The sequence below is a fragment of the Streptomyces sp. ADI95-16 genome (genome assembly GCF_003721495.1).
Taxonomy (GTDB): Bacteria; Actinomycetota; Actinomycetes; order Streptomycetales; family Streptomycetaceae; genus Streptomyces; species Streptomyces goshikiensis.
This window is the reverse complement of the sequence record NZ_CP033581.1, coordinates 7,783,397-7,808,796: the sequence shown is the minus strand read 5'-3', so window position 1 is coordinate 7,808,796 and position 25,400 is coordinate 7,783,397. Positions and strand designations below refer to the sequence as shown.

At 71.7% G+C, this 25,400-nt stretch carries 24 protein-coding genes and 3 riboswitches; of the genes, 13 read left to right on the top strand and 11 right to left on the bottom strand.

Going from position 1 to position 25,400, the window contains the following annotated elements:
- The first annotated feature begins 230 nt into the window (after positions 1–230).
- Positions 231–1,073: a DUF4436 family protein gene (locus EES41_RS34790; RefSeq protein ID WP_123082887.1), complete on the top strand. Its 843-nt coding sequence runs from the start codon at positions 231–233 to the stop codon at positions 1,071–1,073.
- A gap of 49 nt (positions 1,074–1,122) precedes the next feature.
- Here EES41_RS34790 and EES41_RS34785 read toward each other — a convergent pair whose 3' ends face one another.
- The 4 genes from EES41_RS34785 to EES41_RS41725 form a co-directional block, all read right to left on the bottom strand.
- Positions 1,123–1,458 carry a hypothetical protein gene (locus EES41_RS34785; protein ID WP_123081860.1) on the bottom strand — a complete coding sequence of 112 codons (336 nt, stop codon included), beginning with the start codon at positions 1,456–1,458 and terminating at the stop codon, positions 1,123–1,125.
- Between the two features lie 59 nt (positions 1,459–1,517).
- On the bottom strand, positions 1,518–1,778 hold the full coding sequence (locus EES41_RS34780; RefSeq protein WP_123081859.1) for a hypothetical protein: 261 nt from the start codon (positions 1,776–1,778) through the stop codon (positions 1,518–1,520).
- A 348-nt stretch (positions 1,779–2,126) separates the two neighbouring features.
- Complete coding sequence (locus EES41_RS34770; protein ID WP_254211684.1) at positions 2,127–2,834, bottom strand: hypothetical protein; 708 nt, start codon at positions 2,832–2,834, stop codon at positions 2,127–2,129.
- Between the two features lie 94 nt (positions 2,835–2,928).
- The gene (locus tag EES41_RS41725; RefSeq protein WP_164496026.1) at positions 2,929–3,279 is read right to left on the bottom strand and encodes a hypothetical protein; all 351 of its coding nucleotides are present in this window, start codon (positions 3,277–3,279) and stop codon (positions 2,929–2,931) included.
- 406 nt (positions 3,280–3,685) lie between these two features.
- On the opposite strand from EES41_RS41725, the gene EES41_RS41720 reads away from it, so the two are divergent.
- Positions 3,686–3,967 (top strand): hypothetical protein, encoded by a 282-nt coding sequence (locus tag EES41_RS41720; protein WP_164496025.1) that lies wholly within the window; start codon positions 3,686–3,688, stop codon positions 3,965–3,967.
- 29 nt (positions 3,968–3,996) lie between these two features.
- Here the strand turns inward: EES41_RS41720 and EES41_RS34760 are convergent, their stop codons facing one another.
- Complete coding sequence (locus EES41_RS34760) at positions 3,997–4,848, bottom strand: helix-turn-helix transcriptional regulator (protein WP_123081855.1); 852 nt, start codon at positions 4,846–4,848, stop codon at positions 3,997–3,999.
- 361 nt (positions 4,849–5,209) lie between these two features.
- Between EES41_RS34760 and EES41_RS34755 the strand changes: the two genes are divergently transcribed.
- Positions 5,210–5,884 (top strand): bifunctional 2-polyprenyl-6-hydroxyphenol methylase/3-demethylubiquinol 3-O-methyltransferase UbiG, encoded by a 675-nt coding sequence (locus tag EES41_RS34755; protein WP_254211683.1) that lies wholly within the window; start codon positions 5,210–5,212, stop codon positions 5,882–5,884.
- Here EES41_RS34755 and EES41_RS34750 read toward each other — a convergent pair.
- The 4 genes from EES41_RS34750 to EES41_RS34735 all read right to left on the bottom strand — a co-directional run bounded on the left by EES41_RS34750 (position 5,854) and on the right by EES41_RS34735 (position 9,129).
- Positions 5,854–6,387 (bottom strand): hypothetical protein, encoded by a 534-nt coding sequence (locus EES41_RS34750; RefSeq protein WP_123081854.1) that lies wholly within the window; start codon positions 6,385–6,387, stop codon positions 5,854–5,856. The two genes, EES41_RS34755 and EES41_RS34750, sit on opposite strands and share 31 nt — an antisense overlap.
- A complete protein-coding gene (locus EES41_RS34745) occupies positions 6,384–7,652 on the bottom strand; it encodes a molybdopterin-dependent oxidoreductase (RefSeq protein ID WP_254211823.1) in 1,269 nt (422 codons plus the stop codon). Before EES41_RS34745 ends, EES41_RS34750 begins: the two co-directional genes overlap by 4 nt.
- Positions 7,653–8,005: 353 nt before the next feature.
- Positions 8,006–8,653 carry a fasciclin domain-containing protein gene (locus EES41_RS34740; protein ID WP_123081852.1) on the bottom strand — a complete coding sequence of 216 codons (648 nt, stop codon included), beginning with the start codon at positions 8,651–8,653 and terminating at the stop codon, positions 8,006–8,008.
- A 236-nt stretch (positions 8,654–8,889) separates the two neighbouring features.
- Complete coding sequence (locus tag EES41_RS34735) at positions 8,890–9,129, bottom strand: chaplin (protein ID WP_037790668.1); 240 nt, start codon at positions 9,127–9,129, stop codon at positions 8,890–8,892.
- Positions 9,130–9,631: 502 nt separating this feature from the next.
- Here EES41_RS34735 and EES41_RS34730 point away from each other — a divergent pair.
- The 4 genes from EES41_RS34730 to EES41_RS34715 all read left to right on the top strand — a co-directional run bounded on the left by EES41_RS34730 (position 9,632) and on the right by EES41_RS34715 (position 13,925).
- Positions 9,632–11,335, top strand: coding sequence for a redoxin domain-containing protein (locus tag EES41_RS34730; protein ID WP_123081851.1), 1,704 nt, complete (start codon positions 9,632–9,634; stop codon positions 11,333–11,335).
- 196 nt (positions 11,336–11,531) lie between these two features.
- A complete protein-coding gene (locus tag EES41_RS34725; RefSeq protein ID WP_123081850.1) occupies positions 11,532–11,873 on the top strand; it encodes a hypothetical protein in 342 nt (113 codons plus the stop codon).
- A 254-nt stretch (positions 11,874–12,127) separates the two neighbouring features.
- Positions 12,128–13,189 (top strand): tRNA (adenosine(37)-N6)-threonylcarbamoyltransferase complex transferase subunit TsaD, encoded by a 1,062-nt coding sequence (gene tsaD / locus EES41_RS34720; protein WP_123081849.1) that lies wholly within the window; start codon positions 12,128–12,130, stop codon positions 13,187–13,189.
- Between the two features lie 94 nt (positions 13,190–13,283).
- On the top strand, positions 13,284–13,925 hold the full coding sequence (locus EES41_RS34715) for a carbonic anhydrase (protein WP_123081848.1): 642 nt from the start codon (positions 13,284–13,286) through the stop codon (positions 13,923–13,925).
- 36 nt (positions 13,926–13,961) lie between these two features.
- Here EES41_RS34715 and EES41_RS34710 read toward each other — a convergent pair whose 3' ends face one another.
- Entirely contained in the window at positions 13,962–14,606 is a 645-nt protein-coding gene (locus EES41_RS34710; protein ID WP_123081847.1) for an L-threonylcarbamoyladenylate synthase, read from the bottom strand.
- Positions 14,607–14,748: 142 nt separating this feature from the next.
- Positions 14,749–14,822, top strand: a riboswitch (cobalamin riboswitch).
- Positions 14,823–14,988: 166 nt separating this feature from the next.
- On the opposite strand from EES41_RS34710, the gene EES41_RS34700 reads away from it, so the two are divergent.
- A complete protein-coding gene (locus tag EES41_RS34700; protein ID WP_123081845.1) occupies positions 14,989–15,477 on the top strand; it encodes a DUF4430 domain-containing protein in 489 nt (162 codons plus the stop codon).
- Between the two features lie 85 nt (positions 15,478–15,562).
- On the opposite strand, the gene EES41_RS34695 is transcribed toward EES41_RS34700, so the two are convergent.
- A complete protein-coding gene (locus tag EES41_RS34695; RefSeq protein WP_123081844.1) occupies positions 15,563–16,981 on the bottom strand; it encodes a hypothetical protein in 1,419 nt (472 codons plus the stop codon).
- A gap of 110 nt (positions 16,982–17,091) precedes the next feature.
- A riboswitch (cobalamin riboswitch) is annotated at positions 17,092–17,230 on the bottom strand.
- Between the two features lie 120 nt (positions 17,231–17,350).
- Positions 17,351–17,420: riboswitch (cobalamin riboswitch) on the top strand.
- 216 nt (positions 17,421–17,636) lie between these two features.
- Between EES41_RS34695 and EES41_RS34690 the strand changes: the two genes are divergently transcribed.
- The 5 genes from EES41_RS34690 to EES41_RS34670 are packed head-to-tail and all read left to right on the top strand — an operon-like array spanning position 17,637 to position 25,278.
- Positions 17,637–20,564, top strand: coding sequence for a prenyltransferase/squalene oxidase repeat-containing protein (locus tag EES41_RS34690; protein ID WP_123082885.1), 2,928 nt, complete (start codon positions 17,637–17,639; stop codon positions 20,562–20,564).
- Positions 20,561–21,541, top strand: coding sequence for a hypothetical protein (locus EES41_RS34685; protein ID WP_123081843.1), 981 nt, complete (start codon positions 20,561–20,563; stop codon positions 21,539–21,541). Before EES41_RS34690 ends, EES41_RS34685 begins: the two co-directional genes overlap by 4 nt.
- A 4-nt stretch (positions 21,542–21,545) precedes the next feature.
- Positions 21,546–22,742 (top strand): energy-coupling factor transporter transmembrane component T, encoded by a 1,197-nt coding sequence (locus EES41_RS34680; RefSeq protein ID WP_123081842.1) that lies wholly within the window; start codon positions 21,546–21,548, stop codon positions 22,740–22,742.
- Entirely contained in the window at positions 22,739–24,397 is a 1,659-nt protein-coding gene (locus EES41_RS34675) for an ABC transporter ATP-binding protein (protein WP_123081841.1), read from the top strand. The genes EES41_RS34680 and EES41_RS34675 overlap by 4 nt, the downstream gene beginning before the upstream one ends.
- The gene (locus EES41_RS34670) at positions 24,394–25,278 is read left to right on the top strand and encodes an ECF transporter S component (protein ID WP_123081840.1); all 885 of its coding nucleotides are present in this window, start codon (positions 24,394–24,396) and stop codon (positions 25,276–25,278) included. The genes EES41_RS34675 and EES41_RS34670 overlap by 4 nt, the downstream gene beginning before the upstream one ends.
- Positions 25,279–25,400 lie beyond the last annotated feature (122 nt).

Below are 25,400 nucleotides of genomic sequence, written 5' to 3'. Positions count from 1 at the left end.
CCGGGCCGCAGCGGTTTGCGGGAACGTTGTGGGCCGAACATGCGCTTTCGACGCTACCGGGTGAAGCGTTCGGGTGCACGCGGAGTGGTCACGACCCGTATCCCCCGGCCGTCCGACACGATGGGACACCCCCTACCCACCTCGTCGGAGTCACCGTGACCCCAGCGTCGGGCCCACCGTCCGGCCCACCGCCGGACCCGCCTCGCCCACGCGGCTCCGGCGGGTCGATCCTGCCGGTGCTGCTGCCCATCGCGGTCCTGATCGTGGTGGCGGTGGGCGTGGGCTCGTGGCTGCAGTTCACCCAGCGGCAGGCGGTCGACGCGGTCCACACCGTCGGCGCCTCGGCCGCCGACCGGGTGGACGTGGATGCCGTCGTCCAGAACGTCGACGCCACGGCCAGAGAGCTGGTGCTGCGCGTCTGGGTCACTCCACGCGGGACCCTCGGCGAAGCGGAGGGGTCCGCACCGGTGGCCGATCTCAGACTCCGGACCTCCGGGGCCACCCTGGGCGATCTGATGTTCAAGGCGCACGAGCGGCTTGAGACCAGGGACGTGCAGGTCGCGCTCACCGGCGGGTCGGTCAGCGACTACCCGTTCGACAGCTACGCGACCGCCATCGGGTTCCAGGCGCAGCTCGGGGACGAGCAGGTGCCGGTGCGCTTGCACTTCTCCAACAAGGACACGCTCTTCTCGGCCTCCGCGAGACAAACGCCCTCCCGGCAATCGGCCGTCGTGGCGCTGAGGTTGTCCCGATCGGGGAGCGTGCTCGTCTTCGCGGTCTTCATGATGGTCGTGATGTGGGCGCTCGCGGCCTCCGTGCTCCTGGGGGCCTGGTACCTGACGACCCGCGTCGAGGGACTGGTCTGGCCCGCCCTCGCCTGGATGGCCGCCACCCTGTTCGCCCTCTCGGCGTTCCGCAACACGGCTCCCGGCACACCCCCGATCGGTTGCGTGCTGGACTGGTTCGCCTTCCTGTGGGCCGAAACCCTCATCGCCCTCTGCCTGATCACCGTGGTCCTCACCGGCGTCCGCACCGCCCTCCAGCCGGACGACGACCCCCGGCCCGCCCGCTGAGGCCGGCGAGGCCCGGGGATGGCCCGGGCCTGTGCTCGGGTGCGGTCGGTCATCGGGCGCCGGTGATCCATCGTTGGACGGCCGCGTTGACGGCGTCGTCGAGTGCGGAGACGGCTTCGATGGCGCGCAGGTCCCCGGCGCGTGGCGGGATTCCGGCGGCGGTCAGCGCGGCGTGCAGGTCGAGGCGCCGGTGGTCCGTCGCGCTGATCCGGCTGACGGGCTCCTGCTCCTCCTGGCTCGGGCTCGGGTTCGGGTTCTGGCTCGGCGCGGAGTTCTGGAAGCACCTGTCCTTGTTGCGCTCGAATCCCCGCAGACCGGGGAAGCGGTAGGGGTCGAGCTCCTCCGGTGTTTTCGGCGACTGTGGGGGAACTCGCCACGTGTTCATGCCAGGACCTCCGGGAGTCCGGTTGGTGGTGGGGGAAGGTGTGGTGGGAGGGCGCCAACTCATGTCCGGTGCTCCTGGAGGACGTGGGCACCCGCGGCGATCACCTCGGCGAGCTGGTTGGCGAGGGCGACGCTGCATCCGCCGAGCCGGACGAATCCGCGGGAGCCCAGGGGCCCGTCGTTGGCCAGGGAGGGGAGGGCCAGGCCGGCGAGCGCGAGGGCTGCCTCAAGGTTGGTGACGGCGTCCAGTCCTGCCTGGTAGGCGGCGTCCTGAAGCTGTTTGTACTGGATCCGCTCGGCGTAGGAAGTCTCGTAGGGCATGGTCGCTCTCCTCTTGCGGGTGTTGGGGGGGTGCGGTGAGTGGTGCGTCAGCGCTTCGTGAGCCGGCCTGCCGAGATCGCGGATCGCGGATCGCGGATCGCCCGTGACTTATTGGATCCGATTGTCGTTCCCCAGGTGAAGATGATCACTTCGGCTCCGGGAAGGACCCCGCTCTCCATGTGGCTGGCGCTTGTCGCGTGTCCGTCGATGGCCGTGGTGGCCCCGCTCCGCCGGGGCGTCGTCACGGTCTTCACCGCTCTCGACGCACCCGGGCGACCGCACTCCGAGCACAGAACTACCGCGGACGCGTCGCGCCGCTTCCGGCCGGGGCCTTCCCAGGCGTGACCGTCATGCCCGGTGATGGAGCTTCGAGGCGGGGGAGGGCCTGGAATTGCGGTGTCGTGGCGTCGGCTGGCGAGGGGGTCGGGTGAGCGTGATCGTGCGGACGAGCTGCTGGAAGCAGGCGAGCGCGGCGATGGCGGGAAGGGTCGCCGAGGCCTGGGCGGCGAACGTTCTCGGCGCTTGGGACACGCACAGGAGTGTGGCCAGCAAGGAGAACAACAGGACGATGGACCAGGAGTGGGCGGCTCGGCGCTGGTGCAGGGCCGCCCTGAGGATGGACAGGGAGCCGACCATCCAGGGCCCGTAGATCAGCAGCGGCCACCAGCTGACCACATCATGGGCGGTGTGAGGCGTGGCACTGTGCCGGAGGGCGTCGCAGAGGGCGAGGCCGCTGAGGATGCTCACGACGGCGGCGATGATCGCCACCAGTACCGCTGTGCAGAAGCTGCCCGTCCGCATCAGCGGCGCTGTCGACCCCTTCGCCGTGGCGGTCCGACGGTGCCCGCCGGACACGTGTGTCCGGGGCAGCCCGATGGTGTCCGACGGTCCGCCCACCAGACCGGTGGTACGGATCGTGTCGTCTTCATCGTCGAAGACGACCCGGTCGAAGGTCTCCCCCTGGCCGGCGGCCATGCTCCCCTGAAGGAGACAGGCGAGCTCCTCTGCCGGATCCCATGCGCCGTTCTGCTGGCTCAGCCCGAACGCCGCGTGCATCGCGGCGATGTCCTCTTCGGGATCCGGTACCTGCCGAAAGGTGTGGGGATCCGGCTGGACGGGAAAGCCGTTCCTGCCGTGATGACCGTATGGCTCATACAAGGGAGCGGAGCCTCACTTGATCGTCGGCGCACATCCGGGACGCGTCCAGGTCCTGCGACCGTCGATCGAAATCGTGATGGATCACTTCGATCGCCTTAAGGAAGTCCTCAAAGACCGCGGACGAGTATCTCAGCTCGATTTCCCCGCCTTCGTGGCACAGGGTCGCGTGCTCGCTCTGGGCGCGGTCCGATGAGGCCGGCATGAATGCCCATTTGCCCATCCGGGGAGCCTCGGAACCCATGGAGGGAACCTCCCCCGCCGTATACCGATGAAGGATTGCGTCAAGGTTTGCCGTTGTCATAGTCCAACTAACGCTCCCGGCCTCGGACAGGGCATGCGCCATGCGGGTGATGATGGCGGAGCGTACCCAGGTTGACCTGTCGGGCTTCGCTTCGCGCGCCCTCCCACAGCACGTCGTCGCAGCTCAGGCCCGCGAGGGCGCGGCGGCGACCGGCGCGCCGCAGGGGAGCGCGCCCCCGGCTCGCACGGCTCACACGCGCTCTGACCCCGCCCGGGCGGGGCCGCCCGATCCCCGGCGAATCGCCTGGCCGTCGCGTTCCCGTCCGGCCCCGCCGAGCCGCCGGACCGCCTGATGGAAGTCGGAAGTAACGGTAATCCGACAGGTGCTGCTTATGGCTGCAACAAGGAGGCGGGGCATAACTCTGCATATGCCGAAGCGTTATGACGAACTGTTGGCGAGGGTTCGACCGCGAGCCCCTGAACCAGTCCGCCATCGGAAAGGACTTGCTGTGGCAGACGTGTTGTTGAAGGTTGTGCTGATCTGCGCCGTACTGGGAGCGTTCTGGGGCGCGTTGGCATCGTCGGGGGTGGGCCGGATGCGGCACGGGGACATCCTCGAACTGAGGCGCCAGCAACGCTTCAGGCATGTTCTGGACATGAATGTGCAAGCCACCTGGCCCTCCTACCCGGAAGTGCCGGTGGCTGCCGCGCCGGTACGAGAGCCCGCGGGCGCGACCACCTGTGCCGCCTGCGGAGCACTGTCCGGTCCGGGAGGTGGTATTGCCGGCTGAGTACGGACACCGCCTGCGGCTCACGGGGGTCAGGTGTGGATCCGGACGGCGTCGTGGATGAACTCGCGGCTCTGTTCGGGGCCGAGTGCCTGTGCTTGGAGGTGGTCGTACATGAACTGGTAGGGCCGGCGGTCCGCCGGCTTCTCCAGGTAGAGGTCGCTGGTGAAGCGCTCCAGGTACACGACTCCCGCGTCGCTGTCGGGAAACGTCAGGATGGAGAACTGCCCCGAGACACCGGGGTGCGCTCCCGCGTCGTGTGCGAGGACCTGCGTCGTGACGTGCGGCTGGGCGCTGAGGAGGTGCAGGTGTTCGAGCTGCTCGCGCATGATCCCGGCGGTACCGACGGCGCGGTGCAACACCGATTCGTCCAGGACGACCCCCAACCGGAGGGAACGGGCCGGATGGTGGGCGCGATGCTGGCGCCGTAACCGCACCTCAAGACGGGTGGCGACCTCCCCGGCCGTGATGTGAGGGTTCGTTTCCCTGATGACCGCGGCGGCATAGGCGGGGGTCTGCAGCAGGCCGGGGATCACCAGTGGCTCGTACGAGTGGATGGAGGCGGCCTCGGTCTCCATCCCGACGAACACGCCGTAGGGGACGTCACCGTAGGCGACCCACCAGCCCTGCCGTCCGGACTCGCTCGCCATCCGCATCAGCGCGGCGACGAACGACTGGTCGGTGACCGCGTAGAGCTCACACACATCCCGCACGTCACGGGGGTTGATGGCGCGACGCCCCGTCTCCAGCAGGCTGATCTTGGACTGGGACACCAGAAGCCGCCCCGCCACCTGTTGGGCCGTCATACCGGCGGCACGGCGCAGGCGGCGGAGTTCCGCACCAAGGCGCCGCCTTCTGATGGTGGGGCTTCCGTTCGCCGCCATGGGCGGTGTACCTCCGACTACAGGACCTCACACTGAGACGCACACCCAGGACAAGCGGCAAAAGCATTCTGCGTATCCGGACCACCAAGGAGCCACACCAGGACCACGAAGATCACCTATTCAGCCCAGAGGCCCAACGCGCCCGGCGCTGCGCCGGGGCATTCACCGGTCCCGCGCAGTTGGCGCACGCCCCGGACGGCGCGGATCGGCCGTCTGCCACTCCCGCCGGGCGGGGCGGGACCCGGCGTTCTAGCCTCGTGCGAGTCCGCTCCGGTGTCGGCGGAGCGGAGGAGCGGCCGGGCCCGATGCCCGGGGCGCGGGTGGCGGCTCTTGCCAGGTACACGATTCTCAGGGAGCCCGTGTGAGCATCTCCGAACGGCAGCTGATCGGATCACCGGAGCCATGGAGCCGCGGCCCGTACGCGGAGGCGATGTTCGCTCCCGTCGGCGACATCACGCTGCGGGACTGCGAGGGCTGGACCTTCCCGTTGGAGGTCGGCCGCTGGTCGCGGCTGGTGGACCCGACAGACCGGACGGTCCTGGAGCGCTGTTCCGGGCGGGTCCTGGACCTCGGATGCGGGGCCGGACGCCTCGTCGAGGCACTCGCTTCGCGGGGCCACACCGTCCTGGGCATCGACGTCTCCCCGGTGGCCGTCATCTCCACGGTGTGCCGGGGCGGTCCCGCGCGCAGCGGTACGGTCTTCGGCCCGGTACCGGACGAGGGCACGTGGGACACGGCGCTCCTGATGGACGGCAACATCGGCATCGGGGGCGACCCGCTCCACCTGCTGCGGCGCGTCCACGACCTGGTACACCCGGGAGGGCTCCTGATCGTGGAGGCCGCGCCCACGGAGGTGGACGAGAGGCGACGGGTACGGATCCATGCCGGGCAGGCGGCGATCAGCACCGTCTTCGCGTGGGCCCGAGCGGGATCCGGGGCGGTGGTCCGGTACGCCCGGCTGTCGGGCTGGTCTCCCGTCGAGGAGTGGACCGTGCCCGGGACACGTCACTTCGTGGCCCTGCGGGCGTGTGTCTGAGCCCTGGCCGCTGTGCGTTCCGGTCGCAGGCGCAGCCAGGTCCGTACGGTCCAGAAGATCGCCGAGACGAGGAACAGACCTGCGGTGACGAGGAGCCAGCGGGCCAGGAATCCGTCCGCGGACAGGCCCGTGTAGGCGGTGTAGTGGCCGCCCTGTCGCAGGATCAGCGGCCAGTAGACCAGGAACAGGACACCCGAGACGAAGCCGGGCACGCGCAGGTAGTTGACGCCCGGCCGGGGCGTGCCCTCCTGCGGGGCCCGGTCCGCGTGGAGGAGGAGCTGGACGGCCCGGTCGGTGACGGAGTAGAGGGGCAGCAGGACGAGGTCGTGGAGCAGGGCCGCGCCGACGAACCAGATGGCCACGCCCGTCGGGTCGCCCGCCAGCAGACGGATCCCGGCGTAGCCGGCGAGGGCGAAGGAGGCCAGGGTGAGCAGGAGGTGGAGCGGGGACGCGCCGTAGCGGCTGCGGAAGGCAGCGGCCGGACCGTCGGCGGGGCGGGTCATGCGGGCTCTCCGAAGGTGAGGCGGGTGACCCACTTGGTGTTGTGGACGCCGGGCGCCGCGGGGATGATCACGCGGGCCGGGTAGCCGTGGTCGGGCGAGAGGTCGGCCCCGTTGACGTGCAGCGCGAGGAGGGACCGCTCGTCACGGGCCTGGTTGGGGGCCAGGACGACGGAGGAGAAGGAACCGCCGCGCTGGACGGATTCGACGAGCACCTTCGGGGTGTCCGTGCCGAGTCCCACGAGGGCGGCGAGATCGGTCAGACGTACGCCCGACCACTGCTGGTCGGGCGTGGACCAGCCCTCCACACAGGCGATCGGCAGTGCCGCCTGCCGCTGCGGCATCGCCAGCAGCATCTGGCGCGTCAGCACCTCCTGCCGCCCGGCGCCGCGGACGGTCAGCCTCCAGGCGGGGCCGATGTCGCTGGGCCGGATCCCGCTGGAGGCGGCGGTCTTGTTGATCTGGAAGCCGTTCGGACCCTTCCCGGGGTCACGCCCGTGCGGAGCCAGCAGGGCCGTCTGGCGCCACCAGCCACCGATGCTCTGCCCGGCCGTCACCACCAGCAGCGCGAACGAGCCGGCGCCCACCATGGCGAGCGCGCCCCGTCGGGAGATCGTCGCGGGCGCCGGACGGGGAGAGACCAGACCGGCCGCTTCCGCCGACCCGGAATCGGGCTGGTGGCCCCGACCCGCCCGCACCGCCCGGACGGCGCGGGGAAGGCGGAAGGTCACGTGGAGGGCGAAGGCGCCGATGAACACCCAGGCGCCGTAGAAGTGCAGCACGTAGAAGGAGCCGGGGAAGATGTAGTCCAGCTGGATGTTCAGGATGCCCGTGACGAAGGTGAAGCCGGCGCCGCCGACCAGCAGCAGGAGCGAGAGGCGCTCCAGCCCGTGGCTGAGGGAGCGCACGGGAGGCCACTCGAACAGCTTCGGGATGACCGACCACAGCTTGGCGAGGAGCACGGGGACCAGGACCACTCCGAGGACCGTGTGCACGCCCTGCGTCAGGCGGTAGAGCCAGTACGGGGAGGTGGGCCAGGTGAACAGGTAGAAGCCGAGCCACCCCTTGTCCGGTGTCTGGTCGTTGCGCGCGGCGAGGTCGGGGTTGTAGGCGGCGTACGACAGCAGGCCCGTCACGAACAGCACCGTGATCCCCGCCAGCAGGACCAGCCCGAACACTCCGGTCAGCCACGGCCCGCGCAGGGGGCTGCGCCAGAAACCGGGGCGCGTCGGTCCGGGCGGCGGGCCGGCCGCCCGTGCCCGGCCCACCGCGGCTCGCACCCGCTCCGCGGCCGACGCGGTCGGGGTCGGCTCGGGGACCGGGGCGGCGGACGGACGCCCGGGGACACCGGCCGGCTGGTCCCGCTGATCGCGCTGGTCCCGCTCACCACCGTTTGCATCCAACCGGGACACCTCCGTACGCACAGGTCCTGTCAGACAGGAGAGCCGGGGAGAACATCCCTCACCCGCGCTCCGAACCGCGCACATGACACGCGGAACCGCCTCACTCCCCCGGTCGGGGCAAAGGCGGTCGGGCCGTGAACGCACGGGTGGGGCCGGTCACCGCGTGCGGTGACCGGACCCACCCGGCGCTCTGTCGTACGGATGCCCTGACCGTACGGTTACTTGGGCATCAGGACCGTGTCGACGATGTAGACGGTCGCGTTGGCGGTGGGGACGTTGCCGCAGACGACGTTCGAGGTGTCGTTGACCTTGTAGGACTCACCGGAACCGCTGGTGGTGAGCTTGGTCTTCTCCAGGGTGTCGTAGGAGCCGTTCTCCAGCTGCTGAGGGGTGAGCTTCTGGCCCACGACGTGGTAGGTGAGGATCTTGGTGAGCATGGCCTTGTCGGCGAGGACCTTGTCGAGGTCGGCCTTCGGGATCTTGGCGAAGGCGTCGTTGGTGGGCGCGAAGACGGTGATGTCCTTGGCGTTGTTCAGGGTGTCCACGAGGCCGGCCTTCTTCACGGCGGAGACCAGCGTCGACAGGGCCGGGTTGTTCGAGGCGGCCGTGGCGACCGGGTCCTTGGCCATCCCGTCGAACGAGCCCGCGCCCTCCTTCGGGACGCCCGCACACGCCGAACCGAACGGCTTGTCCATCGCCATCGCCGGCTCGGAGGCGGCGCCCGAGGCGGATCCGTCCGTGCTCGCCGAGGCGGCGGAACCCGCGGCGGAGGAGTCGCTGTCCCCGGAGCATGCGGTCAGCGCGAAGGGCAGCACGGCGGCGGCGGCAACGGCGACGGCGGTACGACGGAAGCGAAGCGTGTGCACTGTGTTCTCCATGGGATGTCTGTGTGTGGTGACGAAAGAAGCGGGACCTGCGGACCGGATACGGCGGCGGAGCAGGTGTGCGATGCGGGGCGACCGGATCCGGTGCCCCTCACGACCTGCATTCGGCGTCCCGAGCACGCCGGATGGGCCGCTCATACGATCGAGTGAAGGTCTTTTGCCGTGTTGACGAGCGGGGCCCTCCCCGCGAGCGGGGAGGGCCGGGCTCAGGCCGGCCGTCAGGCGTTGACGCAGGTGTTGCCGAAGGCCGGGTTGAGCAGCCCGATCACGCTGACCGAGTTCCCGCACGCGTTGACCGGGATGTGGATCGGGACCTGGATCAGGTTCCCCGACAGCACGCCCGGCGAGCCGATGGCGGCACCCTGCGCGCCCGCGTCGGCCGAAGCCATCGAGGCGCCGCCCACCACCACGGCGCCGGCGGCCAGGGCGAGGGCTGCACTCTTCAGAACACGCGACATAACGATGTCTCCCTTGACGAACTCTCAGCGCCGCCCCGTGTGGGGCGATGCGCAGGCCCTGGATCAGGCCCGCGTCCCCCCTTCGTCGCCCGGGCCCGCTCCGGCTTGGCCGCGGACGGCTCCTTCCCTCGAACGGATGACGGCTCCGGCCGTACGGCCGAATGACCGGAGCGAGGCGCGTTCCCCCGGCCACCTGCTCCCGGGCCGGCGCCGTCACGGATCCGTGAGCACGTCAGGACGTCAGGACGTCCGGGACCGCGACCGAGGCGCTTGCGGTCCGGCGTCATCGCCGTGGAGCGCTTGAAGATCGTCTGTGGTGTCCCTTCCGCGTGTCGCGCGCCTCCGCGCGCGGCGGCGAGGGAGGGGACCGGACCGCTCGGATCGCCGTGCACCACGGGTCACGACATCGCGCGAAGGATGCCAATCCGAGAGTGACGGAGCTACGAATCACCCGCTGAGGAGGACGGACCGACCGGCCCTCCCCCTGTAGGAGGCGGTCCCCATGCTCACCCTGGTCCTCATCGGATTGCTCGGCGGCCTCATCACCGCGGTGTCCCCGTGCATCCTGCCGGTCCTGCCTGCGGTGTTCCTCGCCGGCGGAGGCGATGCGGGGCTCCCACCCGAGACGGGCCCATCCGAGACGGGCCCGCCCTCGGCGGCGCGCGATCGGGACGTCGCGCGGCCGGTCCCCGACGGGGGCAGCGCCGTACTGGTCGACGATCCCCCGGTCCGGCCGCCCCACCCGCGCCGCAACCGGCGCCCCTACGCCGTCGTCACGGGGATCGTGGTCAGCTTCGGCTTCTTCACCCTGCTGGGCGTCACCATCATCTCGGCGCTCGGCCCGCCGCAGGACATCCTCCGCCGTCTCGGACTGGGCGTGCTGGTCATGACCGGCCTCGGTCTGATCTTCCCGCCCGTCGCGGGTCCGGTCCTGGCCGCGATCGCGGTGGCCGGTGCGCGCGGCCAGATCAGCTCCGACATCGTCGCCCTGACCCTGTCCTTCGCCCTCGGCACCGCCATCCCGCTGCTGGTGTTCGCTCTCGCCGGTCGCCGGGTCAGCGCGCGGGTCGCCGCCTTCCGCACCCGTTCCCGCGGTCTGCGGATCGCCGCCGGCACCCTGACGATCGTGCTCGCGTTCGCCCTCGCCTTCGACGCGACCACCGCCCTCCAGCGGACGCTGCCCGACTACACGGCCGCCGCGCAGAAGGAGGTCGAGGACAGCGACACCGCCCGCCGGCAACTGTCCGGCCTCTACGACGACTCGAACAAGGAGCTCTCCGCCTGCGAGGACGGCGTGAACGAGCTCCGCCCTTGCGGACAGGCCCCGCCCGTCAACGGCATCACCAAGTGGCTCAACACACCGGACGGGCAACCCGTCGACCTCACCGCGCTCCGGGGCAAAGTGGTTCTGATCGACTTCTGGACCTACTCCTGCATCAACTGCCGGCGCAGCCTGCCGCACGTCAGGGACTGGGACCGCGCCTACAAGAGCAGCGGCCTCCAGGTCATCGGCGTCCACTCGCCCGAGTTCGCCTTCGAGAAGGACCCCGGGAACGTCGCCGACCAGACCCGCAAGCTCGGCGTCGGCTACCCGGTGGCCCTCGACAACCAGCTCGCCACCTGGAACGCCTACCGCAACCGCTTCCGGCCCGCCAAGTACCTCATCGACGCCAACGGCACCGTCCGCCACTTCACCTTCGGCGAGGGCCGCTACGACCAGACCGAGGACCTGATCCGCACCCTGCTGCGGCAAGCCGACCCCGGCGTCAAACTGCCGCCCAGGACAGGCCGCGGGAACGACCGCCTCACAGCCGGCCGCACCCCCGAGACCTACTTGAACACCCCGCGCCTGCGCGGCTACACCGGCACCCCCCTCATGCTGGGCCGGCCGGCCGCCTACCGCTTCCCGGCGGCCATCCCGCTGAACGGGCTCTCCCTCGACGGGACCTGGACCGCCGCCTACGAGCAGTTCACCGCCGGCGACAACGCCCGGCTCGCGATCACCTACCGCGCCAAGAACGCCAACCTCGTCCTCGCCGGCGAGGGCCCCGTCACCGTCCTCATCGACGGCAAAAAGACCAAGACCATCCAGGTCCACGGCGCCCCCACCCTCTACCGTCTCACCGACGACGACCACCCGCGCAAGGGCCGGCTGGAGCTCCGCCCCGCCCCCGGGATCCAGGCCTTCGCCTTCACCTTCGGATAGCCGGACAGCAGGCGCGGCTCCTGCAAACGGACAGAAAGGCGATGAGACAGGTCATCCAACGAATGGATTTCGACCAGATATTTGATACTTTCATATATTTTTTACCTTGGGGTCAGATCATCCGACCGAACGAGCAGACTTCAGGCGCGCCGACGCACACAAGCCACGACGCGCATCCGGAAACTCGGAGGTCTACTTGAAGAAGGCCCTGTTCTCCCTCATGACGGCCGCGGCGCTGGCCACGTCCGTCATGGCCGCCACGCCGGCTCAGGCATCGGTTTCCTACCAGGTGAATCCGACCCGTGCCTGCCAGCAGCAATACGGAGGTGGCGTGTTCGGCGCCAGCCACTACACGTGGTCGCCGGACGGCCTGTACTGCTACGGCCTGTCCTTCCCGGCCGCCATCACGTGGATCGGCACCCTGGACAAGCACAGGATCTACAGCTACTGCCGCGCGACCTACGGCAACCGCGCGGACGCCAAGGTCGGTGCCGGCTGGCGGCTCCCCGAGAGCGCCTGGTGGTGCGTCGTCTCGTAGCCGCGCATGACCGCAGGTCCGGGAGGCGGGCGTTCGCGGCGCCTCCCGGCCGCGGAGTCAGCCCCCACGCCCCTGACGGCCGGTCACGGCCGGCGCGTTCGGGCCGGACGTGGTGACCACGGGCGGCCGACCTTCAGGCTTTGACCAGTGGAAATGCCCCCGACGACGGCGCCGGCCCGTGCCCTATCCTTATTGCGACAAGGTTGCAATAACGCCGCTCAGGCAGGAAGAGGGGTGCTGTGGTGAGCTCTCCGGTGGTGCTCGGGATCGAGTCGTCGTGTGACGAGACCGGCGCGGGGATCGTGAAGGACGGCAAGCTGCTCGCGCACGTGGTGGCGTCGAGCATGGACGAGCACGCCCGCTTCGGCGGCGTCGTGCCCGAGATCGCCGCCCGCGCGCACCTGCACGCCTTCAACCCGGTCGTCCGGCAGGCCCTGGACCAGGCCGGGCTGCGGCTCGGCCAGATCGACGCGGTCGCCGTCACCACCGGGCCCGGCCTGTCGGGCGCGCTCCAGGTGGGTCTGGCCGGGGCGAAGACGCTGGCGTACGCGGCCGGGGTGCCGTTGTACGGCGTCCATCACCTGGCCGGGCACGTCGCCGCCGACACCCTGGAACACGGTCCGCTGCCCCACCCGTGCGTGGTGCTGATCGTCTCCGGCGGCCACACCTCGCTCCTCCTGGTCCGGGATCTGGTCCGCGAGCCGATCCTGCACCTCGGGGACACCCTCGACGACGCGGCGGGCGAGTGCTTCGACAAGGTCGCCCGGATCCTGGGCCTGCCGTACCCGGGCGGGCCCGCCATCGACCGGGCCGCCCGCGACGGCGACCCGAAGGCCGTGGCCTTCCCGCGCCCGCTGACCCGGCCCGGGGACGACCCGTACGCCTTCTCCTTCTCCGGCCTGAAGACGGCCGCGGCCCGCTGGGCCGAGAAGCACCGCCAGCGCGGGGAGGAGCCGCCGGTCGCCGACGGGGCCGCCGCGCTGCAGGAGGCCGTCGCGGACGTGCTGACCCGCAAGGCCCTCGCGGCCTGCCGCGCCTACGGCGTGAAGACGCTGATCGTGGTCGGCGGCGTGGCGGCGAACTCGCGGGTCAGGGCCCTGGCGGAAAGGCGATGCGCCTCTGCGGGCATCGAACTGCGCGTTCCGCCCATGACCCTGTGCACGGACAACGGCGCCATGATCGCGGCCGTCGGCGACCTGCTGGTCCGCTCCGGCGCGGAGCCCGCCCCGCTGAACGTGTCCATCGACCCGTCCGCGCCCCTGGAATACGCCTCCCTGACGCCGCTCCCCGCCCGGCCCGTAGCCGTCCCCCGATGAAACCCCACCGTCCGGCCGGTCCCGGGCCGGCGAGCTCCGCGCGGCGGTAGGGCCTGGCTGTGCGTCGCGCGGCGCCGGACCGTAGCCTGCGGTCATGACTGAGATATCGATGCCCACGCCCGCCGACGCCTTCGAGATGCTGCTGTCCGGCAACCTGCGGTTCGTCGCCGGCTCGCCGGAGCACCCCAACCAGGACGCCGCGCGCCGCACCGAGACCGCCCCGGCACAGCAGCCGTTCGCGGTGATGTTCGGGTGCTCCGACTCCCGTCTGGCCGCGGAGATCATCTTTGACCAGGGGCTGGGCGACCTGTTCGTGGTGCGCACGGCGGGCCACGTCGTGGGGGCGGAGGTGCTGGGCAGCATCGAGTACGGGGTGAGCGTGCTGGACTGCCCGCTGGTCGTGGTGCTCGGCCATGACTCGTGCGGGGCCATCGCGGCGGCCACCGCCGCCGCCGACGGCGGCCAGGTGCCAGCCGGTTTCGTGCGTGACGTCGTCGAGCGGGTCACCCCGAGCGTGCTGGCGGCCCGCGCCGCCGGGCGTGACTCTGCCGATGAGATCCTTCACCAGCACATCCGGCACACCGTCGATCTGATGCTGGAACGCTCCCGCGTACTCGCCGAGCGCGTGGCCTCCGGCCGCCTCGCCGTGGCCGGCCTGTCCTACCGGCTGGCCGACGGCAGCGCGCAGCTGGTCGCCGCGCACGGTCTTCCCGTGCCCGCCGTCCAGGCCTCGTGACATCGGGGGCGCCGCACGGAACACTGCGGCCGGTGTTCAGCGTTCCCGCAGGTCCGGTGCGACCTCTCGAAGCCGTGCGGCGCTCAGTGCGCCTTCCCGCAGCAGGACGGGGGTCTTGGCGGTGACGTCGACGATCGATGACGGGACGTCCGCCGGGGTCGGGCCCGCGTCGAGGTAGACGGCCACCGTGTCGCCGAGCATGGCCCGTGCCGCGTCGCAGTCCTGCGGGGAGGGCCGGCCGGTCAGGTTGGCGCTGGAGACCGCGAGCGGTCCCGTCTGGTCGAGGAGGCCGATGGCCACGGGATGGGCGGGCATCCGGATCGCGACCGTGCCGTGTGTTTCGCCCAAGTCCCACTCGATCGACGGTTCGTGACGGGCGACCAGCGTCAGCCCGCCCGGCCAGAAGGCGTCGATGAGCTCTCGCGCCTGCCCCGACAGATCGGTGACCAGGCCGTCCAGGGCGGCCGGGGAACCGACCAGAACCGGTGAGGGCATCTGCCGGCCCCGGCCCTTGGCCCGCAGCACACGACCGACCGCGTCGGGGCTGAAGGCGTCGGCGCCCACCCCGTACACCGTGTCCGTGGGCAGCACCACCAGCTCACCCCGGCGCACCGCGGCGGCGGCCTCGCGCAGACCCTCGGCTCGTCCGGACTGGGCCGAACAGTCAAATCGAAGCGCCATCGTTCTCCCTCCGCACGGCCCCTCGTGCCGCGACTTCATGGCGCCCGCAGGCTACCGCTTCCGGGCGACCCGCTCAGGCCGTACGATGCGTTCTGCTCCGGCCCAGGCGGCCTGAGCCCACAACCGAATGCATGCACAACTGGGGGAAGCCGGTGGGAATCCGGCGCTGACCTGCAACCGTGAACGGCGCGATCCGCGCCGTGAGTCGGAGAACCCGGGGTGCGATGTGCACCGCTTCCCACTGTCACGGTCTGCAGTTCGAAGCCCCAGCCTGACTCGGCACCCCCGTGCGCCCTCCCCGAGGACGCCGGCTCGGGTGTGCGCGAGTGCGGGTCGGCGGGTTCGCGTCAGCAGACCCGGAGATCCCTCAGGAAGGCACTCCATGCGCCAGATCCTCGCCCGCCGCTCCGTGATCACCACGGTCGCCCTCGGGCTCGCCCTCGTCGCCGCTCCGACGGTGGCCGAGGCCAAGCCGAAGCCGAACACCAACGCCGCCGTCAAGGTGAACCTCACCGTCCAGGGGCCCGACGGGCTGCTGTTCAAGGGCAAGGTCAAGACCAAGGGCCACGACGTCACCACGGCCACCGGCGGCACCCACAAGTGCGACGGCACCAACGGCGGCGCCAACCCGTCCAAGGTCCCGACCCCGACCGCCGCCCTCGATGACGCCGCCCACAAGAAGGGCTTCACCTGGGACGGCACCTGGTACGCGTCCTTCGACGACTTCTCGGTCGACACCATAAAGAGCGTCAGCGGCGGGGGTTCCGCCTACTGGAGCATCGCCGTCAACGGCGCCCCCACCCCGGTCGGCGGCTGCCAGTTCAAGATCAACGCCGGTGACCAGGTCTCCTTCACCTGGACGGCCTTCTAGTACGGCACGTTCGCCCGGCCGGCGCTTTCGCACACGGTCGGTGCTGCGGTCCCGAAGGCCCGCAGCACCGACCGGGGTCCGGAGGTCAGGCGCCCCAGCGCAGGGCGATGGTGTCGCCCACGCCCACGACCTTGTTGCGGGCCGCGCCGGCGAAGGCGGAGCCGTCGACGCTGACCTTCCAGGTGTTGGAGCCGCTGTTGGCCTTGCCGTTGACGGCCGTGACGGTGCCGGTGCCCGACGAGGGGGTCACGCTCGTGACGCAGCCGGAAGGCGTCGCGGCGGTGGTCGCCGCGTTCAGGACGTCCCCGAGGGTGGTGGTCGTACCGGTCGGGGTGAAGGCGACCGAGCACACCTTGAGGCTGCCGGCGCCGTCGTCGACGGTCAGCGCCAGCTGGGTGGCCGTACCGGCGGTGAAGGTGGACTGGGCGACCCACTGCGGGGCCCCGGGGGTGACCGGAACGGGCGGGGCCGTCGTGAAGCCGCCGCCCGCGACGGCCCGCAGCGCGTCGATGGAGGAGTAGGCGGAGGGCACGGTGTCGGACGGCTTGTACTTGAAGCCGCCCGCCGGGTTGTACTGATTGGCGATCAGGAAGTCGATCGGGGTCTTGCCGCTGCCGGTGAGGAAGTCCCCGGTCTGCGGGTTGAATCCGCAGGCGTTGAGACCGGCGACACCCCAGCCGTTGGAGCTGGTGTTCACCCCGTACAGGGAGTTGAAGGCACCGCTGCCGGAGACCAGCGTGCCCTTCAGGAAGTTCTTCGCCTGGACGACGTCCGTGTCGGTGTTCGGTACGCCGGACACGCACAGGGCAGCCATGGCGGCGCCGGTCATGTCGACGTCGCCCGCGGAGTTCAGGACGGTCGGATTGCCCTCGCCCTTCTGGTACGTCCAGCCGCCGTCCACGTGCTGGTTGGCGCGGATGCGGGCGACCATCGAGTCCGTCAGCGCCTGCGGGACACGGGCGCCGCCGGCCTGCGTCTTGGCGCCGCCCAGCGAAAGGGCCGCGAAGACCGTGCCGTTGAAGTTGCCCGACGGGCCGAAGTAGCCGGCTTCCGCGGTCTGCCAGTAGGAGTAGATGTTGGCGACGAGGTTGCGGGAGGCGGACACGCGGGCAGGGTCGATGCCGGCGGCGTACGCGTTGAGGGTGCCGCGCTCGTAGTCCGTGACCACCGGGGAGGCCTGCGGCCAGCCCGCCGTCGACAGCAGGTTGCGGTAGACGGTGCGAGCGTTCTTCGTCGTGTCGCCACCCGGGTAGACGTCGACGACGGCAGTGCCGGCCGCCGCGAAGGTGCTGAACGCCCACTCGTTGGACAGGCCGGAGCCGGCGTACGAACCGTCAGCCGCCTGGAGGGACTTGAGGTATGCCACACCGTTGGTCTTGGAGGTGGCGATCTGGGCGGGTGACGAGGTCGCGGACGCGGGGAGCGCGGTGAGCGCGAAGGCGCCGAGCGCTGCGGGCACGACGAGCGCGAGGCGGCGGGAGGTGCGGGGACGGGGACGGGACATGGCCTGCTCCTGGAATCGGCGGACGCCGACCTCATCCGGCGCTCCACGTCCAGTGCGGACGCACGGGCGGGCATGCCGGAGGGCCGCCGCCCGGAACGCGTGGTACGGCTTCCTGTACTGCATCGCCGTATGGGCATTCGGGCTCGGAGACGGCCCCCGCCGTCCCACACCGCTGCGCGTCAGCTCCGGCTTCCCACCGGATTCCCCCATCTGGCAGCCCAGGACGCTACCCGAGTGATCAAGGGTCCGCCAGCCACCGCGAGACGGGCCGCCCGGACCCGCCGGGAGCGCTCCTGGATGAGATGCAAGACACCTTGACGCTGCCTTTATCAGCGTGTTCCACTCCGACTGATAAGCACTCAGCTCCAGGGGAAGCCGGTCTGAATCCGGCGCTGACCCGCAACCGTAGGCCCGGCATCGCCGGGCGAGCCGGAATGCCTGGAGCCAGGTTTTTGCAGCGAGAAACGCCGTCGCGGACTACGGCGTGGTTCGAAGGCTTCTTCCGCGCCCTGCGCACCGCGCATTGCGCACCGCGCTCCGTGCGTGCGGGAAGCCCTTTGCCACGCACTGGTCCGCCCGGCTGACACGAGGGGCCGTGGTGGGGACCGCAGAGCTAGCAGAGCGACGCACGGGAAGAATGAGGCTGGTGTCGCTGATGTCGGCGGCGCTGCTGACGTTCGGCGCGAGCGCGGTCTTCGTCACCGGGACGACGTCCGCGGCGGCCGACCCGATCGAGGGGTGCACCGCCACGGCCGGCGCCGTCGTCGCCGTCGACTTCGGCCCGTTCGGCGGCAAGGTGGAGCGCGGCTGCGACACCACGCCCACCACGGGCTACGAACTGCTCCGGGACGCCGGTTTCACCACCGAGGGCACCGTCCACGACGGCCCCGCCTTCATCTGCCGCATCGGCAACGGCTCCTTCAACTCCGGTACCCAGTACCCGACTCCGGACAAAGAGGCCTGCGTCCTCACACCGCAGGCGACCGCCTACTGGTCGTACTGGATCGCCTCGCCCGGCCAGAAGAACTGGACCTACAGCCCCCTCGGCGCGATGGCCCGCACGCCGAAGGACGGCGACGTGGACGCCTGGGTGTTCGGCGGTACGGACATCGGCGGGACCTCCGGCAAGCCCACCTTCTCCCCCGACGACGTACGCGCCGCAGGCGGCGGCCCCAGCCCGGACCCGACCGGGCCCACGGGCCCGCCCACCGTGCCGCCGGGCACCGTGGACCTGCCCGCCGCCACCCGGTGGCTCACCGGGCAACTGACCGACGGTGAAAGGGTCGTCGACGAGGGCGCCACGACGGCGAACCACTTCCTCACCACCGAGGCCGTCTACGCGCTCGCGGGCGCCGACCCCAAGAGCGCGACGGCCCGCAAGGCCGCCGACTTCCTCGCCACGCCCGCGCAGACGGACGCGTACGCCTACCCGGTCGGCAAGGACGGGATCCCCGACGCCACCGCCGCGGCGCGCCTCGCGCTCGTCGCCGAGGCCACCGGCAGGGATCCGCGGGCCTTCGGCGGGCACGACCTGCTCGGGGACCTGGTCAAGTACGTCTGTCCCCGGGACATCGGTGACGGCGAGACGGTCGACGGCTGCCTCACCAAGGGCGATTTCCGCACCACCGGCCAGTCGGACGCCCAGGCCATGGCCGTCATCGCCCTGCTGAACGGCGGCGTGACGCCCCCGGCCGACGCCGTGAACCGGCTGGCCGGCCTCCAGTGCGAGGACGGTGGGTTCACCGGCATCCTCATCCGCTCCGGCGGATGGTGCGACAGCGACGCCGCCTCCACGGGGCTCATCGCCCTGGCCCTCAAGCGGGCCGGCGGCCACGACGCGGCGGTCGCGAAGGCCCGGGCCTACTTGAGGAAGTCCCAGCTGGCGACCGGGGCTTGGCCCTCCGCCTCGTACATGACGACCGGCGCCCCGGCCGCCACCGCACGGGCCGCCCAGGCGCTGCGCGCCCTCGGTGACACGCCCTACGCGGACGCGGGCCTCTTCTGGCTCTCCAAGCAGCAACTCCCCGCGGGCGGCTTCGGCTTCGAGGAGGGCGAGACCGACGCGCGGGTGTTCGCCGCCGCGCCGGTGGTGCTCGCCGCCGCCAAGAGCGACCTGGTGACGCTGACCACCCCGCCGGCGGTTCCGCCGACGGCTGCGCCGGGCGAGGGGCCTGACGCGAAGAAGGGGACGGCCTACCTCACCGACAAGGCCCGTCTGATCCAGGGCCGTTACTACGAGAACGCGCCCGGCAGCGGCTTCGCCGACTACGGTCTGACCATCGACGGCGCCTACGCCCTGGCCGCCACCGGCCAGGACAACGCCACCCTGCGCAACGTCGTCGACTTCCTCGACAAGGGCGGCAAGGACGGCAAGGGGCGCGGCGTCCACGACTGGACCCTGATCGGCACCAAGCACGCCGGCGGGGGTTCCATCGGCAAGACCGCCGTCCTCGCGGAGGCCGTCGGCCGCAACCCGCGCGCCTTCGGCGGACAGGACCTGATCGCCGCCCTCGCCAAGGCCGTCTGCCCGGCCCCGAGCACCGCGCCCGACCGGAGCTGCGCCGCCAAGGGCGCTTACACCAACGCCCCGTCCGTGTTCTCCCAGTCCCTCGGCATCATCGCCCAGGTCCGCGCCGGTGACGGTGCCGCGGCGGCCGAGCCGATCGCGTACCTGGAGAGCCTCCAGGAGTCCTCGGGTGCCTGGCCCAGTCTGATCGGGACGTCCAGCGGGGCCGAGGTCGACTCCACCGCAATGGCCGCCATGGCCCTCGACCTGCTTCCGGACGCCAAGGCACAGGCGGCCGTGGACAAGGCGCTGGCCTGGCTGGCCACCCAGCAGAAGGACGACGGCGGCTTCCCCGGCGCGTCGGGCAACTCGGTCAACTCCGCCGCCCTCGCCATCCAGGGCATGTCCCTCGACGCGCCGAAGTACGGCGCCCAGATCGGCAAGGCCCGTAAGTTCCTCGTGACCCAGCAGAACACCGACGGCGGCTTCAACGTCGCCAAGGGCGGCCAGCCCGGTTCCGACGTCCGCGCCTCCACCCAGGCGGTGGGCGGCGCCACCGGCATCTCCTTCGCCACCCTGACCCGCAGCCTGGAGGGCACCACCCCCGAACCCATCCCCAGCACCTCGACGGGAACGGGCGGCACGGGCGGCACCGGCGGTACGGGCGGCACCGGCGGCACCGGTGGGACGGGCGGCACGGGCAACACCACGGGCGGGACCAGCGGTACGGGCGGGACCACCGGATCCGGCGGCACCAGCGGCACTCCCGTCATCATCACCCCTGGCGAAAGCCCGAGCGCTTCCAACGGCACCAGCTCCGCCGGCGGCAACTCCGGCAGCTCCGGCAGCTCCGGCAGCGGTTCGGGCGCCTCCGGCGGTGCCGGCGGTACCGGCACCACCACCGGTTCCGCCGGCGGCAACAGCGCGGTCGTGACCGGCGGTTCGGGCGGAGTCCTGGCCTCCACCGGCGTCCAGGTCGGTGCGCTGGCCGGCGCCGCGGCCGTACTGACCCTGGCCGGATGGCGGCTCGTCGTCATGGCCCGTACGCGCCGCAACCCTGCGGAGGAGGACCGATGAGCTCCCGCGTCACACGCGCCCTGGCCCGCCTGACGGCGGCCCTCGGGCTGACGGTGGCGGCCCTCGCCGCCACCGTCGGCCCGGCCGGGGCCGCCCCCCAGGCGATGGGCCAGTGCACCACCTCCTCCGGAGTCGTGCTCGCCGTGGACTTCAGCCACTGGGGCGGGCCCGTCTACCGCTCCTGCGGCACCACGCCCACCACGGGCTACGAGCTCCTCAACCAGGGCGGCTGGGCCACCACCGGCACCGGCCACGACGGACCCGCCTTCATCTGCCGCATCGGCTACAGCGGCCACCAGGGCGGCAAGCAGTACCCGACCCCGCAGCAGGACGACTGCGTCCTGACCCCGCCTGCCTCCGCGTACTGGTCGTACTGGCATGCGAACCCGGGGCAGAACACCTGGGAGTACAGCCAGCTCGGCGCGATGCTCTACAAGCCGAAGCCGGGCAGCGTCGACCTGTGGATCTTCGGCGGGACGAACATCGAGGGCACCGAGGGCAAGCCCACGGTCACCCCCGATCAGCTGCGGGCCCACAACACCCAGCCCGCGGGGGCTCCGGCTCCGAAGGACACCCGTACGGCGGCTCCCCTGCCGCCGGACGTCAACACGGGCCCCAGGCCGGAGAACCCGCCGCCGGCCGACCGCACACCCCCTGCGGCGGCCCCGCCCGCGCAGGGCGCGGCGGCCCCCGTCCCGTCCGCCCCCGACTCCCCCTCGGCCTCGGCCCCGCCCGCCGGGAGCGCCTCACCCTCACCCTCGCCTTCGGTGTCGCCGTCGCCATCGCAGTCGCCGTCGACCAGTACGGGAGCGGTGGCCGCTCAGGCCCCCGGGCCCCAGGTGGTCGAGGCGGCGCCGGCCGCCGATGCCGAGCACGACGCGGGCTCGTACCTGCCCGCCGTCGCCACCGGGGCGCTGGTGCTGCTGATCGGCGCCGCCGCCGTGTTCGCGGCCAAGCGCCGCCGTCGTACGGAGTAGCCGCGTGTCACGCACCACCACGGCCGCGGCCACGCCGCCCGGGTCCGGCACCGCGCCGGACCCGGGCGGCCACCGTCTGCCCCGCACCCTGCACCCGGTCGCCTGGTGGATCTGGGCGCTCGCCCTGGCCACCGCCGTCAGCCGCACCAACAACCCGCTGCTGCTGTTCCTCGTCCTCGCGGTCCTCGGCTACGTCATCACCATGCGGCGTACCGAGGCCCCCTGGGCCCGCGGCTTCAAGTACTACCTCTACCTGGCCCTCACGGTCGTCGCGATCCGGGTGACCTTCCGGGCGGTCTTCGCCACCGGCATCACCCCGCGGGACCACTTCCTCTTCTCCCTCCCCCACATCCCCACCCCCGACTGGTACGCGGGCATCCAGCTCGGCGGTCCGGTCTCCCTCGAAGCGCTGCTCTCCGCGGCCACCGACGGACTGCGGCTCGCCTGCATGCTGTGCTGCATCGGCGCGGCCAACACCCTCGCCAACCCCAAACGGGCCCTGCGGGTCCTGCCCGGCGCGCTGTACGAGCTGGGCGTCGCGGTCACCGTCTCCATCAGCGTCGCGCCCCAACTGGTGGCGAGCGTCCAGCGCGTGCACCGCGCCCGCAGGCTGCGCGCCGGCCGCCCCAAGGGCCCGCGCGCCCTGCGCGGCATCATCGTCCCCGTTCTGGAGGACGCCCTGGAACGCTCGCTGCGGCTCGCGGCCGCCATGGACTCCCGTGGCTACGGCCGCGCCGGGACCGCCACCCGCCGCTCCCGGCGCCTGACCGGTGCGCTGATGCTGCTCGGCATGTGCGGGCTGTGCGCGGGCGCGTACGGGCTCCTCGACGCGACCGCGCCGAAACTGCTCGGGCTCCCCACGATGGGAGCGGGCGCGCTGCTGTGCTTCGCCGGACTCCGGCTCGGCGGGCGCCGCATCACCCGTACGACCTACCGGCCCGACCCGTGGCGGGCCGCGGAGTGGACCGTCGCCGGGTGCGGGGTGGTGTCGGCCGTCCTGCTGTTCAGCAATGCCGGTTTCAACGCCGCCGAGCTCAACCCCTCGATCTACCCGCTTAGTTGGCCGACCCTGCCGCTCGTGCCGGCGGCGGCGATCCTGCTCGCCGGAGCCGCCGGCTTCCTCGCCCCGCCCCCGACCGCTCCCGTCCGGGCGACCGTATCCGCACCCGTCCCCGTACAGCGCAACGAGGAACCCAAATGATCCACTTCGACCAGGTCACCGTCCAGTACGACGACGCGGCCGAACCGGTCCTGCGCGAGGTGGACCTCACCGTCGAGGAGGGCGAGCTGTGTCTCGTCGTCGGCCACACCGGCGTCGGCAAGTCCACCCTCCTCGGCGCCGTCAACGGACTCGTACCGCACTTCACCGGCGGCACCCTCTACGGCCGCGTCACCGTCGACGGACGCGACACCGCCGAACACCCGCCGCGCGAACTCGCCGACGTGGTCGGGGTCGTCGGGCAGGACCCGCTCGACGGCTTCGTCACCGACACCGTCGAGGAGGAACTCGCCTACGCGATGGAGCAGTTGGCGGTGCCACCCGCCACCATGCGCAAGCGCGTCGAGGAGACCCTGGACCTCCTCGGCCTCGCGGACCTGCGCCACCGCGCCCTGCACGAGCTCTCCGGCGGCCAGCAGCAGCGGGTCGCCATCGGCTCCGTCCTCACCGCCCACCCGCGCGTACTCGTCCTGGACGAGCCGACCTCCGCCCTCGACCCCACGGCCGCGGAGGAGGTCCTGGCCGCCGTCACCCGCCTCGTCCACGACCTCGGCGTCACCGTGCTGCTCGCCGAACACCGCCTGGAGCGCGTGGTCCAGTACGCCGACCGCGTCATCCACCTCCCCGGCGACGGGCGTGTCGTCTCCGGGCCGCCCGCCGAGGTCTTCCGTACGTCGTCCATCGCACCGCCCATCGTGGAGCTCGGCCGCACCGCCGGATGGTCCCCGCTGCCGCTCTCGATCCGCGACGCGCGACGCGCCGCCGCACCCTTGCGGGCACGGCTGGCCGACGCGACGCCCGTACCCGTGCGCCCGGCGCCCGCCGCCGACCCCGTCACGCTGCTGAAGGCCCGCGGGGTGACCGTCGCGTACCAAGGCGTCCCGGCCGTGCGCGAGGTCGGCCTCGACCTGCGCGGCGGGGAGATCACCGCCCTCATGGGCCGCAACGGCTCGGGCAAGTCCTCCCTGTTGTGGGCGCTCCAGGGCTCCGGTCCCCGCAAGGCGGGCTCCGTCGCCGTACCCGCTGCCGACGGCGGGAAGGACGCGGATCCGCAGAAGCTGTCGGCGGCCGAGGCCCGCAGGCTCGTCGGTCTGGTCCCGCAGACCCCCACCGACCTCCTCTACCTGGAGAGCGTCAAGCAGGAACTCGACCAGGCGGACAGCGAATCGGGGGTGAGCGGTCCGGGCCGGGTCCGCGCCCGCGCCCTCCTGGACCGCCTGACGCCGGGCATTCCCGACGGCACGCACCCCCGCGACCTCTCCGAGGGCCAGAAGCTGGCCCTGGTCCTCGCCATCCAGCTCTCGGCGGCGCCCCGTGTGCTGCTCCTGGACGAGCCCACCCGCGGCCTCGACTACCAGGCGAAGAACGAGCTGATCCGCATCGTCGACGACCTGGCGGCTGAGGGCCGCGCCGTCGTCATCTCCACCCACGACGTCGAGTTCGTCGCCCGCGCGGCCGACCGCGTCGTGGTCATGGCCGAGGGCGACATCGTCGCCGACGGCCCCACCACCGAGGTCATCGTCGCTTCCCCCGTCTTCGCCCCGCAGACCGCGAAGATCCTCTCCCCCCTCCCCTACCTCACGGTCGCCCAGGTGGCCTCCGCCCTCACCGACGACGGAACGGACCCCGCCCCATGACCGCGCCCGCCGCCGCCACCGCCTCCGCCACGGCCTCCGCCTCCGCACGCACCGCTGCGATCCGGATCAACGCGCGCGCCGGCATCGTCATCGCCATGGCGGCGTTCCTCGGAATCGTCGCCTTCTTCTGGCCGTTCCTCGTCGCCCCGGGGAAGTTCGGCTCGAACTACGCCCCGCCCCTGATCTTCGGCGTCCTGCTGGTCATCGTCCTGTGCGTCGTGATCTCGGAGATCGCCGAGGGCGGCATCAACTCCAAGGCGCTGGCCATGCTGGGCGTCCTGTCCGCGGTGAACGCCGCCATCCGCCCCCTCGGTGCGGGCACGGCGGGCATCGAGACGGTGTTCTTCATCCTCGTCCTCGCCGGCCGGGTCTACGGCCCGGGCTTCGGCTTCACCCTCGGCTGCACCTCGCTCTTCGCCTCCGCCCTGATCACGGGCGGGGTCGGGCCCTGGATGCCGTACCAGATGTTCGGCTGCGCCTTCGTCGGCATGCTCGCCGGCTTCCTTCCCAAGGCCGGCGGCCGCCGCGAGGTCGGCCTGCTCGCCGTCTACGGATCGGTCTCCGGCTACCTCTTCGGCTTCCTCCTCAACCTCTCCTTCTGGCCCTTCTCCCTGGACCCCAACAGCTCCATCGCCTACCTGCCGGGACTGCCCTTCACCGAGCAGTTCCAGCGCTACCTGGCCTTCGACCTGGCCACGTCGCTCGGCTGGGACACCGGTCGCGCCGTCACGAACTTCGTCTGCGTCTGCCTGGCCGGACCGGCGGTCCTCACCGTCTTCCGCCGCGCGGCCCGCAAGGCCCGCTTCCAAGCTCCCGTCCGCTTCAGCTCCCAAGGCGGTACGGGCCACGACCGTCCCGGGGCCCCGCCGGCGAGCCCGTAACGAGCCCGTGCGGAAAGCGGTTGGCGGACGACGGAGACCACTGCTACGTTTCCGGAGGCCGTGCGAAAGAACGAGGAGGTGGTACCCGTGAACGCAGTATCGACATGGGTGCTCCCCTCCGG